The sequence below is a fragment of the Melioribacteraceae bacterium genome, assembly GCA_019638015.1.
Classification (GTDB): Bacteria; Bacteroidota; Ignavibacteria; order Ignavibacteriales; family Melioribacteraceae; genus JAHBUP01.
Genome location: JAHBUP010000001.1, coordinates 1,802,241 through 1,819,579 on the forward strand (window position 1 = coordinate 1,802,241; position 17,339 = coordinate 1,819,579).

Here is a 17,339-nt window from a genome sequence, read left to right on the forward strand (position 1 = left end):
TTTTGCTTTCACAATCTTATCCTTGCGCAACTTTTTAACATTCTATATAAAATTTATGAAAGTACTCAAATTTGGCGGCACATCGGTTGGTGATGCCGGCAAAATAAATGGTGTAATTAATATAATCGAAGATTATTTAAAGCGGAGTGAACGCATAGCAGTAGTTTGCTCTGCAATGACTAAAATTACCGATAAGTTAATATATAGTGCAAAGCAAGCTTCAGAAGGGGACGGATCTTATAAGGAGTCATTCGATGAAATTAAAAAACGTCATATCGATACGGTTAATCAACTGGTTAGTACTAAGTATAAAAAAGATATAAAGAAGGAAGTATCCTCAATATTATCAGATCTAGATGAATTTTTACACAGCATTAATAAGATTAGGGAACTTACCCCTCGTTCATTAGATTATGTTCAAAGTTTTGGTGAGTATCTTTCTTGCTGGATTATTAGTCGAACAATTCAATCACGCGGAATTGACTGCGGATTCTTAGACACAAGATCAGTAATTAAAACAGATGATTCATTTGGCTACGCTAAAGTTAATTTTGAAATTACAAATCAGCTGATTAAAGAATATTTCTCGAAAAATAAAAATCTTCAAATTGTAACCGGTTTTATTTCTTCAACTGAAAATAATGAAACTACCACACTCGGAAGAGGAGGTAGCGATTATACCGCTTCAGTTATTGGTGCGGCTCTCGATGTAAATGAAATTGAAATATGGACTGATGTTGATGGGATTATGACAGCAGATCCGAGAAAAGTGGAAAATGCTTTTACCTTAAAAGCAGTCACTTATCAAGAGGCAATTGAGCTTTCACATTTTGGCGCAAAAGTTATTTATCCTCCAACAATGCTCCCCGCGCTACAGAATAAAATAAAAATTAGAATTAAGAATACTTTTAATCCTTCCTTCAAGGGAACTGTAATTCTTGAGAGAGAGCCGCAGATACAATTTAGCGTAAAAGGAATTTCTTCAATTGATGAGATTCACTTCCTTCAGATAGAAGGAAGCGGAATGCTCGGCATTGAGGGAATTACCTCAAGAATATTTGGTGCTCTTGCAAAAGCAAAAGTTAATGTGTTAATGATTACGCAAGGATCATCCGGCGCAACAATTTGTTTGGCTGTTGTTCCTTCAAGCAGCGTTATCGCAAAGAAAGCAATCGAGAGTGAATTAAAACTCGAGATATTTGAAGGACAATTAAAAAAGGTTGAAGTCATTCATGATTTATCTATGATTGCTGTTGTTGGTGAGGATATGATTGATACACCCGGAATATCAGGTAAAGTATTTTCTGCGCTTGGTAATAATGAAATTAATATTGTTGCAATAGCACAGGGTTCTTCACAATTAAATATTACAATGGTTATTAAAAAAGCACAGTTAAAAAAGGCGCTTAATGTTTTACACGATTCAATTTTTAATTCACCCAAAAAATAGAAGAGGCAAGTATGAGTAAGATTAATGTAGCAATTCTTGGCGCAACAGGAAGTGTTGGCCAAAAATTCGTTGAATTGCTGGCAGATCATCCATGGTTTGAAGTAACTGAATTAGCGGCATCATCAAAATCTGCTGGCAAAACTTATGGTGAAGCAGTTAATTGGTTTATGCAAACGCCTCTAACGGAAAAATTTAAAAATATGATTGTGAAAGAATGCCTCCCTAATCTAAATGCTAAAGTAGTTTTTTCTGGACTTGATTCTAATGTAGCCGGCCAAATTGAAAGTGAATTCGCCAACGCCGGGTACGTTGTAATTTCAAACGCCAAGAATCACCGCTTTTTTGAAAATGTTCCATTAATGATTCCCGAAGTTAATCCGGATCATCTCGAACTTGTAAAAACGCAATCTGATTGGAAAGGATGTATTGTTACAAACCCAAATTGCTCTACAATAGGATTAGTTACAGCATTAAAACCAATTCATGATCAATTTGAAATTGAATCGGTGAATGTTGTTACTATGCAGGCAGTTTCCGGCGCCGGATATCCAGGAGTGCCAAGTCTTGATATTTATGATAACGTCATTCCTTTTATTGATGGCGAAGAGGGAAAGATGGAGAGTGAACCGAAAAAAATTCTTGGTAAACTCAGCAATTCAAAAATTGACTTTTCTGATATTAAAATTAGTGCCCAATGCAATCGTGTTCCTGTAATTGATGGACATACCGAGTGTGTACAAATTAAGTTGAAAAAGAAAGCCAGTATTGAAGATATTATCTCAGCATGGAATAATTTTAAATCAGTACCTCAAGAGTTAAATTTGCCCAGCGCGCCAAAATTTCCAGTTCAATATTATTATGAGAGCAAATATCCACAGCCTAAGCTTCATCGCAATTTAGAAAAAGGAATGGGAGTTGCTGTTGGTAGATTGCGTGAAGATTCATTATTCGATTTCAAATTTGTTGTTCTTTCTCACAATACAGTGCGCGGGGCTGCTGGCGGTACAATTTTAATTGCCGAGTTAATGAAATCAAAAGGATTATTAGGATAAATATGAGTGAGAAAAGAGTTGCAATAATTGGTGGGGGCAACATCGGGCTTTCGATCGCAAATGGTTTAGTTCACTCTAAACTTTATAAGAGGAATGAAATAATACTCACAAGAAGAAATATTGCTCCATTAAGTGAATATGAACAAAATGGCTATATAGTACTAAGTGATAATATCAAAGCAGTATCTAATTCTGAAATAATTATTATTGCTGTACAGCCACAACAAATGAATGATCTTCTTGAAGAAATAAAAGATGTACTGGTTGAAAAAAAACATATAATCATGTCTGTTGTATCGGGCGCAACAATTTCTGCTATTCAAAATGTGATTAACAAAAAAGTGAGCATTGTTCGTGCTATGCCAAATACAGCAATCGCGATACAAGAATCGATGACATGTCTAAGTTCTGATGATAAGGATGCTCTCGAAAGTGCGGAAAAGATTTTTAATACACTTGGTATATCATTAGTGATAAAGGAAGAATTAATGGGTCCCGCAACTGCGTTGTGCGCTTGCGGGATAGCATTTTTCCTTCGAGCTATACGAGCTGCGTCTCAAGGTGGAATTGAAATTGGCTTTCATGCTGAAGAGGCAATATTAATGGCTGCTCAAACCGCGAAAGGAGCAGCTTCTCTACTTCTTGAAAATAAAAATCATCCTGAAAATGAAGTTGATAAAGTAACAACACCAAGAGGTATTACTATAAGTGGATTAAATCAAATGGAACATCATGGCTTTAGTTCCGCAATGATTAAAGGAATAGTTACTTCTGCGGAGAAGGCGGCAAAAATTTATGCAGATAAGACATAATGTAATTTTTTGCTTGACAAAGCATATTTATGCAATTATCTTTGCGCCCAGATTATGAATAACAAAAAAATAAATATCGAAAGCAGAATTCTAATTATGTGTATGTGTATGATGCCCTGTTATTACAGGAAGGAAGCATTGTAACTTTATAAATGAAGTTTCAAAAAGCCCTTCCGCTCACAAGCTCGAAGGGCTTTTTAGTTTTTGTTCTTTTTTTATTATGGCTCTTATCGAGAAAGGTTGAGGGAACAGGCCCAATGAAACCTTAGCAACCGTCCCGTTTTTCGGGAGTCATGGTGCTACTTCCTGCCCGAGTAAAGTTTTTAAAAAAAGGGAAAGATGAGAGAAGATGTTTTGAAAAAAACCTCTTCGTAAATCACTTTTCCGCGAAGAGGTTTTTTTATTTCAAAACAAAGTAAGAAAGGATGCAAAATGAGCAATAAATATCGTTTCGAAACATTACAGCTTCACGCTGGCCAATCGCCGGATAAATCAACTAACTCACGAGCGGTCCCAATTTATCAAACAACATCTTACGTGTTTGATGACGCTCAGCATGCCGCAGATTTATTTGCCCTTCAAAAATTTGGAAATATTTATACCAGAATAATGAACCCGACTACTGATGTATTCGAACAGAGGATCGCGGCACTTGAAGGGGGCGTTGCGGCACTTGCTACTTCATCGGGACAAGCGGCTCAATTATTAGCAATTACAACTATTGCTCAAGCGGGCGAAAATATTGTTTCGACAAGTTTGCTATACGGCGGAACTTACAATCAATTCAAAGTAACATTCCCAAGATTAGGCATTAATGTTAAATTTGTTGATGGTGATGATCCAACCGATTTCGAAAAATTAATTGATGATAAAACCAAAGCGTTGTATATCGAAACAATCGGTAATCCAAAGTTAAATGTTCCTCAAATAGATAAGCTCGCAGAAGTAGCCCATAAGCATAACATCCCACTTATTGTTGATAATACTTTTGGCGCGGCTGGATATTTAGCAAGACCAATAGATCATGGTGCGGATATAGTTGTTGCCTCGGCAACAAAATGGATTGGTGGGCATGGTACATCAATAGGTGGTGTAATAGTAGATTCGGGAAAATTTAATTGGGGCAATGGTAAATTCCCAATTTTCACAGAACCGAGCCCGGGTTATCATGGAATTAAATTCTGGGATATTTTTGGATCGGGTGGACCTTTCGGAAATATTGCATTTATCATTCGTGCAAGAGTTGAAGGACTGCGTGATCTGGGCCCATGCTTAAGCCCATTTAATTCATTTTTATTATTGCAAGGTTTGGAAACTTTATCATTACGAATTGAGAGACATGGACAGAATAGTTTGGCCCTTGCAAAATGGTTGTCAAATCAACCTCAAGTTACATGGGTTAATTATCCCGGCTTAGAAACAAGTCCCTCAAACGCCAACGCGAAAAAATATTTCCGCAATGGTTTATTTGGATCTATAATAACCTTCGGAATTAAAGGCGGAGCGGAAGCTGGAAAGAAATTTATTAGTAATGTAAAACTTGCCAGCTTATTGGCAAATGTGGGTGACGCGAAAACTTTGGTTATTCATCCAAATTCAACTACTCATCAACAGTTGGACGAGAAAGAACAATTGGAAAGTGGAGTCACACCAGATCTAATTCGTGTATCAGTAGGATTAGAACATATTGATGATATAATTGAGGATTTTGATCAAGCATTAAAATTATCTGTCTAAATTGTTTCTTTATAATAACAGTACTACAAAGTTTAGATAAATTGAAAAGAGATTGAAATAAGTTATAAGAATTGGGAGCTGGCCACTCTTGATTTAAAGTTCTTGCAAGGACATATAAACCAAAAACGAAACCAATAGTTGAAAGGAAATATATGTCACAAGTTGAATTAAAAAATAAATTAGGTTCCGCCGTTGAAGCAATTCAGAGCGGTTCAAAAAATAGTGTAGCTACTTTTTCAGCTGACACTCATTTGGTAAAAGGTGTTCTTACAAATGCAAGAATCAGAAATTTCTCATTTAATATTGATGAGCCGCATGAATTAGGAGGTTCTGATTCCGCCCCAAATCCTGTTGAATATGTTTTGGCGTCACTTGGTGCATGTCAAGAAATTTTGTATTCTGCCTATGCCTCTTTTTTAGGTATTGAACTCGAAAATGTTCAAGTGAAAGTAAAGGGAACACTAGATTTAAAAGGATTATTTGGTTTAGATAAAACGATACGCCCCGGTTTTCAAAAAGTGGAGTATGAAACTATAATCACCAGTTCTACCGATGAAAATAAATTATTTGAATTGGCGGCTATCGTAGAAAATCATTGCCCGGTATTGGATATTATTGCTAATAAAACGGAAGTGTCCGGTCAATTAAAAATTGTGAATAAACAAAAAGCAGCGTAAATAAATTATGGAAACTGATTGTTGCGTAAAAGCAAGGACGAGCTTCGTTGAATTCTTCAGCGAAGCTTCTCCGTTAACTTTGGAATGTGGTAGAACTCTTTCAAGAGTTAAAGTTGCGTATCAGACTTATGGTGAATTAAATCCGAATGGTGATAATGCAATTATTATCTGCCATGCCTTAACCGGATTGGCACATGCCGCGGGCATTGTTGATGAAGAAGAAGTCCAAAATTGCATTGGCAATGAATTTCTTGAAAAGTATAATAAAATGAATTTTGGCAAACCCGGATGGTGGGATTCATTAATTGGCCCTGGAAAATTATTTGATACCGACCGGTATTTTATTCTCTGCAGTAATTTTTTAGGAAGCTGTTATGGAACAAGTGGGCCGGCAGAAATAAATCCTCTAACTAACCAAAAATATAATCTCTCATTTCCATTTGTTCATGTACGTGATATGATTCGCGTTCAGAAAAAGTTGGCAGATTATCTCGGTATAAGAAAAATTAAAACAATCAGCGGCGGTTCACTTGGTGGAATGCAGGCACTTGAATGGGCATATATGTATCCAGAGATGGTGGAATCAATAATACCAATTGCAACGTCGTCCGCTCATTCAGCATGGGGTATTTCGTGGAATGAAATTGCTCGTAAAGCTATTATGAATGATCCAATTTGGAACAATGGGAATTATTCTGAACAACCGATAAACGGATTGGCTTTAGCTCGTGAAGCAACTATGATAAGCTTCAGATCGATGCCCTCATTTCAAGAAAAATTTGGAAGGGATCAGATTAATGGAAATGCCCCCTTTGATCTCGATAATCACTATCAAGTTCAAAGTTATTTAACATATCAAGGGAAAAAACTTGTAGAGCGATTCGACGCAAATTCATATTTATATATAACCTGGGCAATGGATTCGCATGATGTCGGTTTCGAAAGAGGCGGGTTGAAAAAAGCACTTTCTCAAATTAAAGCAAAAACTCTCTGCATTGGAATCGATACTGATTTACTATATCCGGCAAAAGAACAGAGTGAAATTGCTGAATCTATTCCCAATGCAAAGTACGCAGAAATTAAATCGAAACATGGGCATGATGCTTTTTTAATTGAGTTTGATCAATTAAATAAAATAATAGGTAAGTTTTTATCCTCCTTATAAATGTTATTTTTTAAGTGGTTTGTGATTATATTAGCACATAAATTTTAAGGGTTATGCGATGGGAAATATTGGGGCAACAGAAATAATAATTATTGTTTTTATATTAATTCTACTTTTTGGTGGTAAAAAAATTCCGGAATTGATGAGAGGAATAGGGGATGGAGTAAAGCAGTTCAAAAAAGGGTTAAAGGGAGAAAAAGAAGAGGAAGAAAACAAGAAATAAATGCTCCTTCCGAATAACAATTCTTAAATTGAAGAATATTTCTCTAATTACTATTTTTGCGTCGCAAATTTAATTAATAATTCCAATAATATATTAGGGAGGGAATTATGAGTTCTGCTCATTCCAAAAAATATGAATTTAAAGCTGAAGTCAAAAAACTACTTGATATTTTAGTACACTCACTATACACAAGCCGTGAAATATTTCTCCGTGAATTGATTTCGAATGCCTCAGATGCATTAGATAAACTTAGATTCGAGTCGAATAAAGGTACCGATATTCAGGACAAAGATTTAGCTCTCGAAATTAAAATTGAATTAGATGAAAAAAATAATATAATAAGAATCATCGATACCGGGGTTGGAATGACTCACGATGATCTCATTGCAAATATTGGTACAATAGCTAAATCGGGCACCGAAGAATTTGTGAAAATGATTGCCGATGCGAAAGCTGACGCGAATAATCTCATTGGAAAATTTGGAGTGGGCTTTTATTCAGTTTTTATGGCTGCCCAGAAAGTTATTATTAAAACTAAATCATTTAAAAAAGAAGAACCTGCTGTTGAGTGGACTTCTGATGGACTAGGCGATTATGAAATTAGTACACCGGATGAAAATATTAAACGCGGGACACAAATCGAGATTCATCTAAAAGAAGACGCAAAAGAATTCTCCCAGAAATATAAAGTTGAAAGCGCGATTAAAAAACATTCCAATTTTATTTCATACCCAATTTTTGTTGAATCTGAAAAAATTAATACTGTAGCGGCTATTTGGCGTGAGCCAAAATCAAATATTAGTAAAGAACAATACGAAGAGTTTTATAAATTTTTAAGTTATGATTCAGAAGCACCAATGGAAACAATACATAAAACTGTTGATGCACCAATTCAATTCAACGTACTGGTATTTATTCCAAAGAAAAGCAACGAATTTTTCTGGATGGATCGAGATAATTACGGGTTAGACCTTTATGTTCGGCGAGTATTAATCCAGCATAAAAACAAAGATCTACTCCCTGAATATTTAAGTTTTGTGAAAGGTGTTGTTGATAGTGAGGATTTACCACTAAACATTTCTCGCGAAACTCTGCAAGAGAATGTTGTATTCTCAAAAATAGCGTCGAGCGTAACCGCAACAATTTTGAATTATTTGCTGGATAAAGCTAAAAATGATGCCGAAGCTTACAATGAGTTTTGGAAACAGCATGGGAGAATATTTAAACTCGGCTACAGTGATTTCGTTAATCATGATAAAATATTGGATTTGCTGAGATTCAATTCTTCTTCATGCAAAGACAAAAATGAACTTGTTTCGCTGGGTGATTACGCTGCCCGTTTCAAGGAAAAGCAAAAAGAGATATTCTATATTACGGGGCAGAGTCGTGAAGCATTTGAGCTCGATCCGCATATTGAAATCTTTAAACGAAAAGGAATTGAAGTTCTTTATCTTACCGATCCTGTTGATGAATTTGTTATAAATTCATTGAGAAAATATAAAGAGTTTGAATTCAAGTCGGTTGATACTGCTGACCTAAAAACTCTAAATGATATTCAAGATGTTGAGGAAAAGAAAAATGATCTCGGTGAACTTAGCGGTGATGAGAAAAAACACTTTTTCAGCCTCCTTTCCAAGATGAAAAGTATTTTAGGTGATAAAGTAGAAGATGTAGCTGAATCAAAACGTTTAGTTGGAAGTCCAGTTTGTTTGGTTTCTAAAGATGAGGGGCTATCAGCTTCTATGCTTAAGATGATGAAACTGGCTAATCAAGGATTTGGCGGTGAGCAGAAAAAATTGATGGAAGTAAATCCCGATCATAAATTAGTTCGAAATATGGTTAAGGTATTTCAAAAAGATTCCAATGATGAGTATATTGAATCTATTACCGCACAATTATTTGACTCTGCTCTACTTCAGGAAGGTTCTCTTGAAGATCCACATCAATTAATTAAACGTATGAATGAATTACTTGAAAAATCAAGCGATTGGTATGTTTCGGTGAAAAACATATCATAAACAAATGTAATTTTCTCAACTTTTAGCCGGTAAGGCAAAATGCTTTACCGGCATTTTTTTAATTAGGATGATTAAATGAAAAAATATATTCTGTTATTGTTACTTATCTTCAGTTCTACAAAAGTTAATGCACAAGTGGATTCAATCAAGTCTTATGAATTAAATCCAGTAACTGTAACTTCTTCAAGGATTGAAACGGCATTGAAAAATTTATCCCCCGCCTCTAAAAATATAGTGATGCAAAACAGTGGGGCATCTTCAAATAATTCCTTAATGAGCACGCTGAGTAGCAAAATACCGGGTATATTTATAACTGAAAAGGGATTCGCTGGTTTTGGAATCAGTAATCCCGCCGGAAGAATATCTATCCGCGGATTGAATGGAATACAGCAGGTATTAGTTATAATTGATGGCAGACCGGAATATGCCGGATTGTTTGGGCATCCGATTTCCGATTTATACACAAATAGTTCAGTTTCATCTGTTGAAATTATCCCCGGATCAGCATCTGTTATTTATGGTGGTAATGCGATGGGTGGAGTAATTAATATTAAAACTAAATATCCTGAACTTGATGGGACCAGTTTTAATATTGGTACAAAATATGGCTCATTTAATACTTTTAACATTCATGGGTCTATAACATATAAAAAGGAAAGATTTTCAGCTCGACTGTTCCTTAATAATGATAACTCCGACAATGAGCGCCAATTCGCAAGTTATAATTCCCGATCAGCAAGCATAAACGCGAACTACAAGTTTAGTGATAATTGGGATTTGTCATTCAATTCTTCATTAGCTAGAATGAAATCACACGATCCGGGAACAGTTACAAATCCATTCTTAAATAATTCTGTTTGGTATGATGTGAGTCGTGCAGGACTTTCATTTAATCTCAAAAATAAATTTGAAAAAGTAGAAGGAAACAGTTTAATCTACTTCAACAGTGGTGTTCATGATGTATTTGATGGATTTCATTCCACTGATCAAATGATTGGAGTAGTTCTAAATCAAGGATATATTCTTAACAATAATACAGTTATTTCATTTGGTGGTGATTTTAAAAATTATGGGGGAACTGCCCGAAATAGAAACCCGATAGTTGATACAACTATCAGCGAAGCGGGTACTTATTTAATGGTATCTCAAAAGATAATTAACCAACTAACATTTAGCGGAGCATTGAGGTTGGCGAATCATTCTGTTTATGGTTCTAAGTTACTTCCGCAGGCTAGTGTTAATTACTCATTGAATACAATAACTTTTTTCGCAGGAATCTCGGAAGGGTTTCGAAGTCCTACAATTGCCGAATTATTTATGTTTGCAGCAAATATAAATCTTAAACCTGAATACTCATGGAATTATGAAATAGGATTTAAGGGTAATCCGATTTTAAAGAATTTATTGTTAAACGCATCTGCATATTTAATAGAGGGCAAAGATTTAATAGCAGGAGTGGGAATTCCTCCAAATAGGAAAAACCAAAATATTGGATCAATTAAAAATGTAGGTATTGAGTTATCAGCTAACTATCAGCCGGCAAATAATTTGTTTTTTAATTTCGGGTTTAGCCGCATTGACATGAAAACTAAGATTATCGGAGTGCCCGAATCACAACTATATGCTGAATCAATATTTAACTATAATAAATTTCAAACCACAATTAATATTAAGTCAGTTGGAAATCTTTATAAGCGAATCGCAACCAATTCTCTGCCCGAATTAAAAGAGAACTACGCGCTTTTAAATTTTGATATAACCTATAGTATCTTTAAAGATTTGAGAATATTCATAAAGGGTGATAATCTATTAAATAAAAAATATGAGATATTATCAGGTTACCCAATGCCTGGAAGAACCATTCTGATCGGAGCTAATTTTAGCGGAAATTTTAGCAAGTAGTGAAGAGTTTCGAGCAAAGAGTAATGAGTTAAAAAACATTTAATTGATAATGCATAATTCTCAATTCTTAGTTCTTAGTTCTTAGTTCATAATTCTCAATTCTTAATTCTCTCTCATCCTGTTGATGATTGTTATATTTTGATGATTGCAGACATCTTTCCCCTCTGCGGTAAACATATAATCGATTCTGTTTTGATAGAATTCGGTGATTTTTCCACGAACCATTTTCAATGTACTATTCAAAAATTTATTCTGTTCTGTGAATGATTCGCCGAGAACTGCAAAAGTTGTCGGCAGCCATCGTTCAGGAAATTGTCCGGAAAAAATACCATTTCCCCTAAACTTATCGAGTTCACTTTCGATCAATTTCAAAATTGATTTTTGACTATCCTGCTTATGTATATCTAATCTATTTTCTTTAACCCAATTTATTATTCTTTCTTTATTTGGCACTATCAACGCTACAGTGTACAATGATTGATTATTAAATAGCATCATCTGATCGATGTAAGGGGAGTGTTCTGTAATTGCTTCTTCAATACCTTCTGGGCTATACTTTTCACCGTCGCTGCCAATCAATAAACTTTTAAATCTTCCTAATACATAAAGAAATCCATCATTATCAAGGTAGCCCATATCTCCGGTATAAAGCCAACCATCTTTTATCGATTCCTTTGTAGCACTCTCATTTTTCCAATAGCCAGCCATCACATTTTCACCCTTAACTACAATTTCTCCCTTTTGAAGTAAGGTCAATTCTTTTCCATCGGCATCACAAATTTTAATTTGAAGATTTTCAACAATAAAACCGGATGAACCTAATTTGTGTTTTAATGGCACATTAGCGGAAATAATCGGTGCAGCTTCAGTAAGTCCGTATCCTTGAAACATTGGAATTCCAATTGCATAGAAGAAATGTTGTAATTCAATATCTAATAGAGCGCCACCTCCAATAAAAAATTCTAACCTACCTCCAAAGTTTTCTCTTATTTTCGAAAATAATATTTTGTCATAAAAAGCATATAATGGTTTTAATAGTTTTTTCCTTCCTTTACCTTTATCCCAGCCAATGCCATTATACTCATAAGCAATTTTTAAAGCCTTATTAAACATTTTTTCAACCAATTTCCCTTTTGTGCGAATTCCATTTTCAATATTCTTTCTGAAATTTTTAGCAAGAGCTGGAACACTCAAAAGAAATGTGGGGCGTGTTTCCTTAATATTTATAGGTACATTTTTCAGAGTTTCCATTATTGATTTACCCTGTTGAACAGAAGCCATACTAGCGCCATTACTCATTAAAGTATATACACCTGCAGTATGTGCAAATGCATGATCCCATGGAAGAAGCAATAGCGAGACATAACTTTCCGGTACCTGAAGCAAGCTTGAAGCCTGTTCGACATTTGAGGTATAATTTCGATGAGTTAGTACAATTCCTTTTGGATCGGCTGTTGTTCCCGATGTATAGCAAATATTGGCATAGTCATTTTCTTTTATAGATTGCCATCTGTTGGCGAACTCTGAAGGGGAATTAATTAAAAAATTTTTTCCATCTTCAATAATTTTTTCCACGAAGATTTCATCATCATCATATTTATCTAATTCATCTAATACAATAATTTTTTCAAGATCGGGGAGATCATTTTTCACTATTCTTATTTTTTCCAACTGATTTTTCGAAACAACCACCATTCTGCATCCAGAATGTGCCAACCGGAATTTGAGATCGGTCAACTCATCTATTTTGGTAGAAATTGGAACGTTGATTGCGCCGCAATAAAGGATCCCCAATTCGCTAATTACCCAGTAATTTCTTCCCTCCGATATCAATCCTAACCTGTCGCCAAATTTAATTCCGTATTGCAACAATCCCGCGGCAAATTTTTGCACTAATTTATGAATTTGGCCGTAAGTGGATGCTTCATACTTATCTGTTTTCTTCTCCCACATCATGGGGTTATTTTGAAATTTTGAAACGCTTTCCTCAAATAGTACAGGTATGGTTCTTGGTTTCAATTGATTGCTTCTCCAATGTTTGAATTATGTAATTAAAAATTACGAAGTTTTTTTTGTGAATCTAAATAAATACTTGTCCGTTCAAGAACAAAAAAAGTGTTATTACTGCTGGCTTGTGACTATTAAATTATTTCGTATTTCCTCGATTATGGTATATAGACTAAAAAAGTTGGCAAGACTTTATGAAAATCAAGAATTTTTTAAGAAAAGTCCCAAATTATCCGATGAGTGTTTCTCTAAATTTACTTTTAGTAGGTTGGACGATCATCATCCTTGGAATTTCGATTTGGACTCATAAAAGCATTTATTCTGAGACACTTGTATTAGCACACCGGGAGGCATATAAGGGATACGAAAAGGATGTAATGTTTCGAGAATGGGCAACAAAGCATGGCGGTGTGTATGTTCCAATTACTGAAGAAACACAGCCCAATCCTTATCTTTCTAATATTTCTGAGAGAGATATCACAACCACCACAAATAAAAAGCTTACACTTATGAATCCTGCATATATTACACGTCAGGTTCACGAATTATCATTTGAGAAAATTGGGATTAAGGGGCACATTACAAGTTTGCAGCCAATTCGAAAAGAGAACAAAGCAGATCAGTGGGAAACTAAAGCACTAAATGAATTTGAGAAAGGTGCCGAGGAGTATTCCGGATTTGATTACATCAATGGTGAAAAACATTTTCGTTTTATGGCACCTCTTTTTACTACAAAAGGCTGTTTAAAATGCCACGCTGACCAGGGTTACAAAATCGGGGATATCAGAGGTGGGATTAGTTCTACAGTACCCTGGGAGAATTATAATAAATCTATTATATCTCAATCAACAAAAGTTTTTATAGGTTATGGGATTTTGTGGTTTATTGGATTCATTGGGATTTCGATGGTCAAAAAGAAGTTTATTATATATATAACTCGAAGATATTTGTATGAAGAGGAAATGCAAAAATTAAATGAAGAATTAATGCTCACCAAAAGTGTAATTGAAGATAATTTGCAAGAAAGGAATTCATTTATAGAAGAAATAACATCAGCAAACGAAAAACTGAGCATGATAAATTCTGAAAAGGATAAATTCTTCTCAATTATTGCACACGATTTGAAATCCCCATTTGTAGGACTGATCGGTTTAACCGAAATAGTAGCGAGCGATCCAGAAAGTTTTACAAAGGAGGAACTGTATAGAATGAATGGCGAAATTCATTCCTCTGCTAAAAATTTATTTAAACTCTTGCAAAATCTACTCGAGTGGTCTCAAATGCAAAAGGGCATTGTGGATTTCAATCCTCAAAAACTCAATTTGGCTGAAGTAGTAAAGCTCAATTCAAACCTTCTTGAGTATAATATTAAGCAGAAAGAGATACTTCTCGAATCTAACGTTAACCCAGCTATTTCTGTATTTGCCGATGAGAATATGTTAAATTCAATTCTCAGAAACTTACTCACAAACGCAATTAAGTTTACCGCAAGAAAAGGAAAGGTATTTGTGGGTATAATTAAGCACGAAAATAATATGATAGAGATATTTGTCTCTGATACCGGTATTGGTATGTCATCCGAGATGCGGGAAAAACTTTTTAAAATTGAAGAAAAAGTTGGCAGAAAGGGAACTGATGGTGAGCAAAGTACCGGGTTAGGATTAATGCTCTGCAAAGAATTTGTTGAGAAGCATGGGGGTAAGATTTGGGTTGAAAGTGAAGAGGGAAAAGGAAGTAAATTTATATTTTCACTTCCGACATCATAAAAAAAGCTCAACCTTTTTTGATTGAGCTTTTGCGGAGAGAGCGAGATTCGAACTCGCGGTAGAGTATAATCCCTACGACGGTTTAGCAAACCGTTGGTTTCAGCCACTCACCCATCTCTCCATGCTGAATCTTCTAACATCTTATTTTATGGTTTTCCCGCCTTTGGCGGGACCTCGCCGGAGGCGATGGCAGCCACTCACCCATCTCTCCGTGCTGACTAAGTCATTAAAAAATTGCCCGTGAATATAATCAGTTTTGAAGGAATATAAAAGTATCCTCAAAATTTAAATATGAAAATAGAGTTTGTACGTTAAACGTAAATTGATGCCCGTTTCAGGTAATATTGACTTAACTCTCGAAAGATGATTCCTATATACTTTATTGAATATATTTTCCGCATTTGCGCTTATTGTATGTATCTGTCCCCAAGTATTAAAACTATATTGTCCAAACAAATTAAATATAATATAACCCGCGGTCGGTAATTCAAATTTATCAACTTGTTTTTGAGCAAATGTAAACTCGGTCGAAATTCCAGCACTCCACTCATTTTCTTTTACTATTATCTCAGTAATTCCTTTCAATGGAGGAATTTGAGGAAGAGAAGAAGCATCCTCACGAAATATGCCACGAGTATAGCTTAAAGATGTATTTAAATATAGATTATTATAAAAATTCCAATCGGACTGGAATTCAAAACCATATAAATCAACCATTGCGCTCGACGTTGCATAAATGGGAAGAAATGTGGCGTAATTAATCAATCCGCTATTTCTTGGAATGATATAATTATTCAGCCGGTTCCAAAAAATATTAATATTATAGTAAAGCCGATTAAACTTGTGATAAACAAAAATTTCTGTTCCTAATCCTTCTTCGGCATTTAAATCTGGATTTCCTACCTCATACGAATATGCGGCTAAATGTGGACCTTCAGAATACAACTCTTCAATAGTTGGAATACGTGATGATTTACTAATATTACCTCCAATATGAACAATTTTTGTTAGAGGATATAGCAAAGAGAGGGACAGAGAATAAGTGTTGAAATTTCTTACTCTGATATGTCCAATTTTTGAGTTTGGTTTTTCAGTTGATGGAGTAATTTTATCAAAGTTAATGCGGGCGGCACCTTCAAAAGTTAGTTTGCCTGATTTAAAAGATTCGAAGAGAAATGCAGAAATATTATTTGAGATTGACGGGACAGTAAATACAAATCCTCCGATATCAAAATCACGATTTTCAAAATTTACTCCTAATATGCCATTATCAAAAATCCATAAATTTTCTTGATTCAATTCAACAGATCCCAGCATTGTTTTAATTCTAAATTCCGAACCAATTCTTCCACTCTTTTCAAATTCTTTATGACGGTAATATGAGCTTGCAAAATTTATATTGATTTTATTAAATATTGGAGAATCAATGTTAATCACCGACTTCAGATTAAACTGTTGGCGGTACAAATTTATATCCACTCCAAAAGGATGGGCCCCAACAAACCCTCCCGGTACTCCATAATCCAATTCGAAATTTCTAAATGAACCACCTATGTGCCCAAATGAAGTGAAGAATGATGATCCGACGCTATAATTAAAATTATTTGAGCTGGAGTTTTTAAGTATTCCTTCAGGGGAGTGAAGATCACTTGATTTACGGTGTGAGATTTCAAATTTTGTTGTGAATGGATTAATTGGAATTTCTGCCGATAATGCTCCAAGAAGTCCCTTGTTTGCTGTCTCTGAATAAATACCAGCGGTTCCATAAATTTCATCATGAATTTGAGATGGTATTTCCTCCTTAATTACATTAACGATACCGCCAATTGTAACAGATGATTTTGTTAATACTTTAGGTCCTCGCAAAACTTCAATTCTATTACTTGAGAATGGTTCGATAGTTACAGCATGGTCTGGTGATGTAGAGGATAAATCTGTTGATTTCAACCCATCTTCCGTTAATAGTACTCTGTCGCCGCCGAGCCCACGAATTACAGGACGGGCTGGGGCAGGACCCATAGATCTCAATGCCAAACCGGTTTCATTTTTTAACGTTGCCGCAAGTGTTAAACCCAAATCTTTTTGAAGTTCTCTTCCCTTTAGAACACTGCTCAATTCTTGCAAATCTTCAAAACTAGAAATAGAATATTGATCTGAAATAGTGATTGCTGAGATCTCTATAGTCTTAGGAACAAGATATATGATGAAATTCTGCTTTTCTACTTTTTGAAAATCTAACTCAATTAGTTTTTCTTGATAAGCGATGTGCAATATTTTTATAATAATTTTATTCAACCCAACATCTGTAAACTGAAACTTACCTTCATTGTTTGAAATAGTTTTATAATTTGTACCGATAATTTCAATGCTGGCAAGCTGAACTGGCTTATTGTTCTCTATATCTATTAAAAACCCAGCGATTGATCTATTGTTAAATGAATATAAATTTGTGGCAGCAAGGAAAAGAAAAGCCGCCACAAAGAAAAAGTTCACTTTTTTACATAAAACAGTTAATTCCATTTTTCCCGTA

12 protein-coding genes, 1 tRNA gene and 1 riboswitch are annotated in these 17,339 nt (G+C 34.9%); of the genes, 10 read left to right on the forward strand and 3 right to left on the reverse strand.

The genetic code is table 11. From position 1 onward, the window contains the following. The first annotated feature begins 55 nt into the window (after positions 1-55). The 9 genes from KF816_07530 to KF816_07570 all read left to right on the forward strand — a co-directional run bounded on the left by KF816_07530 (position 56) and on the right by KF816_07570 (position 11,036). Complete coding sequence (locus tag KF816_07530; GenBank protein ID MBX3007864.1) at positions 56-1,450, forward strand: aspartate kinase; 1,395 nt, start codon at positions 56-58, stop codon at positions 1,448-1,450. A gap of 11 nt (positions 1,451-1,461) precedes the next feature. Then, the gene (gene asd / locus KF816_07535; protein ID MBX3007865.1) at positions 1,462-2,502 is read left to right on the forward strand and encodes an aspartate-semialdehyde dehydrogenase; all 1,041 of its coding nucleotides are present in this window, start codon (positions 1,462-1,464) and stop codon (positions 2,500-2,502) included. A 2-nt stretch (positions 2,503-2,504) separates the two neighbouring features. Further along, on the forward strand, positions 2,505-3,314 hold the full coding sequence (gene proC, locus KF816_07540) for a pyrroline-5-carboxylate reductase (protein MBX3007866.1): 810 nt from the start codon (positions 2,505-2,507) through the stop codon (positions 3,312-3,314). A gap of 224 nt (positions 3,315-3,538) precedes the next feature. Further along, positions 3,539-3,660, forward strand: a riboswitch (SAM riboswitch). Positions 3,661-3,746: 86 nt separating this feature from the next. Next, entirely contained in the window at positions 3,747-5,051 is a 1,305-nt protein-coding gene (locus tag KF816_07545; protein ID MBX3007867.1) for an O-acetylhomoserine aminocarboxypropyltransferase/cysteine synthase, read from the forward strand. Between the two features lie 152 nt (positions 5,052-5,203). Next, positions 5,204-5,728 (forward strand): OsmC family protein, encoded by a 525-nt coding sequence (locus KF816_07550; protein MBX3007868.1) that lies wholly within the window; start codon positions 5,204-5,206, stop codon positions 5,726-5,728. Positions 5,729-5,735: 7 nt separating this feature from the next. Then, positions 5,736-6,893, forward strand: coding sequence for a homoserine O-acetyltransferase (gene metX / locus KF816_07555; protein ID MBX3007869.1), 1,158 nt, complete (start codon positions 5,736-5,738; stop codon positions 6,891-6,893). 58 nt (positions 6,894-6,951) lie between these two features. Next, positions 6,952-7,116 (forward strand): twin-arginine translocase TatA/TatE family subunit, encoded by a 165-nt coding sequence (gene tatA / locus KF816_07560; GenBank protein MBX3007870.1) that lies wholly within the window; start codon positions 6,952-6,954, stop codon positions 7,114-7,116. A 107-nt stretch (positions 7,117-7,223) separates the two neighbouring features. Beyond that, entirely contained in the window at positions 7,224-9,134 is a 1,911-nt protein-coding gene (gene htpG / locus KF816_07565; protein ID MBX3007871.1) for a molecular chaperone HtpG, read from the forward strand. 75 nt (positions 9,135-9,209) lie between these two features. Further along, entirely contained in the window at positions 9,210-11,036 is a 1,827-nt protein-coding gene (locus KF816_07570; GenBank protein ID MBX3007872.1) for a TonB-dependent receptor, read from the forward strand. A gap of 102 nt (positions 11,037-11,138) precedes the next feature. Here KF816_07570 and KF816_07575 read toward each other — a convergent pair whose 3' ends face one another. Then, positions 11,139-12,992: an AMP-binding protein gene (locus KF816_07575; protein ID MBX3007873.1), complete on the reverse strand. Its 1,854-nt coding sequence runs from the start codon at positions 12,990-12,992 to the stop codon at positions 11,139-11,141. Between the two features lie 245 nt (positions 12,993-13,237). On the opposite strand from KF816_07575, the gene KF816_07580 reads away from it, so the two are divergent. After that, positions 13,238-14,809, forward strand: a complete 1,572-nt coding sequence (locus KF816_07580) for a DUF3365 domain-containing protein (protein MBX3007874.1) — start codon at positions 13,238-13,240, stop codon at positions 14,807-14,809. A gap of 32 nt (positions 14,810-14,841) precedes the next feature. Here KF816_07580 and KF816_07585 read toward each other — a convergent pair. Then, a tRNA-Ser gene (locus KF816_07585) sits at positions 14,842-14,930 on the reverse strand. 164 nt (positions 14,931-15,094) lie between these two features. After that, positions 15,095-17,329, reverse strand: a complete 2,235-nt coding sequence (locus KF816_07590) for a TonB-dependent receptor (protein ID MBX3007875.1) — start codon at positions 17,327-17,329, stop codon at positions 15,095-15,097. Between the last annotated feature and the right edge of the window lie 10 nt (positions 17,330-17,339).

What these genes read in the sequence shown, in the direction of transcription:
- KF816_07550 (MBX3007868.1), top strand. Translation starts at nt 5,204, where the DNA reads ATGTCACAAGTTGAATTAAAAAATAAATTAGGTTCCGCCGTTGAAGCA.
- tatA (MBX3007870.1), top strand. Translation starts at nt 6,952, where the DNA reads ATGGGAAATATTGGGGCAACAGAAATAATAATTATTGTTTTTATATTA.
- htpG (MBX3007871.1), top strand. Translation starts at nt 7,224, where the DNA reads ATGAGTTCTGCTCATTCCAAAAAATATGAATTTAAAGCTGAAGTCAAA.
- KF816_07530 (MBX3007864.1), top strand. Translation starts at nt 56, where the DNA reads ATGAAAGTACTCAAATTTGGCGGCACATCGGTTGGTGATGCCGGCAAA.
- KF816_07590 (MBX3007875.1), bottom strand. Translation starts at nt 17,329, where the DNA reads ATGGAATTAACTGTTTTATGTAAAAAAGTGAACTTTTTCTTTGTGGCG.
- metX (MBX3007869.1), top strand. Translation starts at nt 5,736, where the DNA reads ATGGAAACTGATTGTTGCGTAAAAGCAAGGACGAGCTTCGTTGAATTC.
- KF816_07570 (MBX3007872.1), top strand. Translation starts at nt 9,210, where the DNA reads ATGAAAAAATATATTCTGTTATTGTTACTTATCTTCAGTTCTACAAAA.
- KF816_07545 (MBX3007867.1), top strand. Translation starts at nt 3,747, where the DNA reads ATGAGCAATAAATATCGTTTCGAAACATTACAGCTTCACGCTGGCCAA.
- proC (MBX3007866.1), top strand. Translation starts at nt 2,505, where the DNA reads ATGAGTGAGAAAAGAGTTGCAATAATTGGTGGGGGCAACATCGGGCTT.
- KF816_07575 (MBX3007873.1), bottom strand. Translation starts at nt 12,992, where the DNA reads ATGATGTGGGAGAAGAAAACAGATAAGTATGAAGCATCCACTTACGGC.
- KF816_07580 (MBX3007874.1), top strand. Translation starts at nt 13,238, where the DNA reads ATGAAAATCAAGAATTTTTTAAGAAAAGTCCCAAATTATCCGATGAGT.
- asd (MBX3007865.1), top strand. Translation starts at nt 1,462, where the DNA reads ATGAGTAAGATTAATGTAGCAATTCTTGGCGCAACAGGAAGTGTTGGC.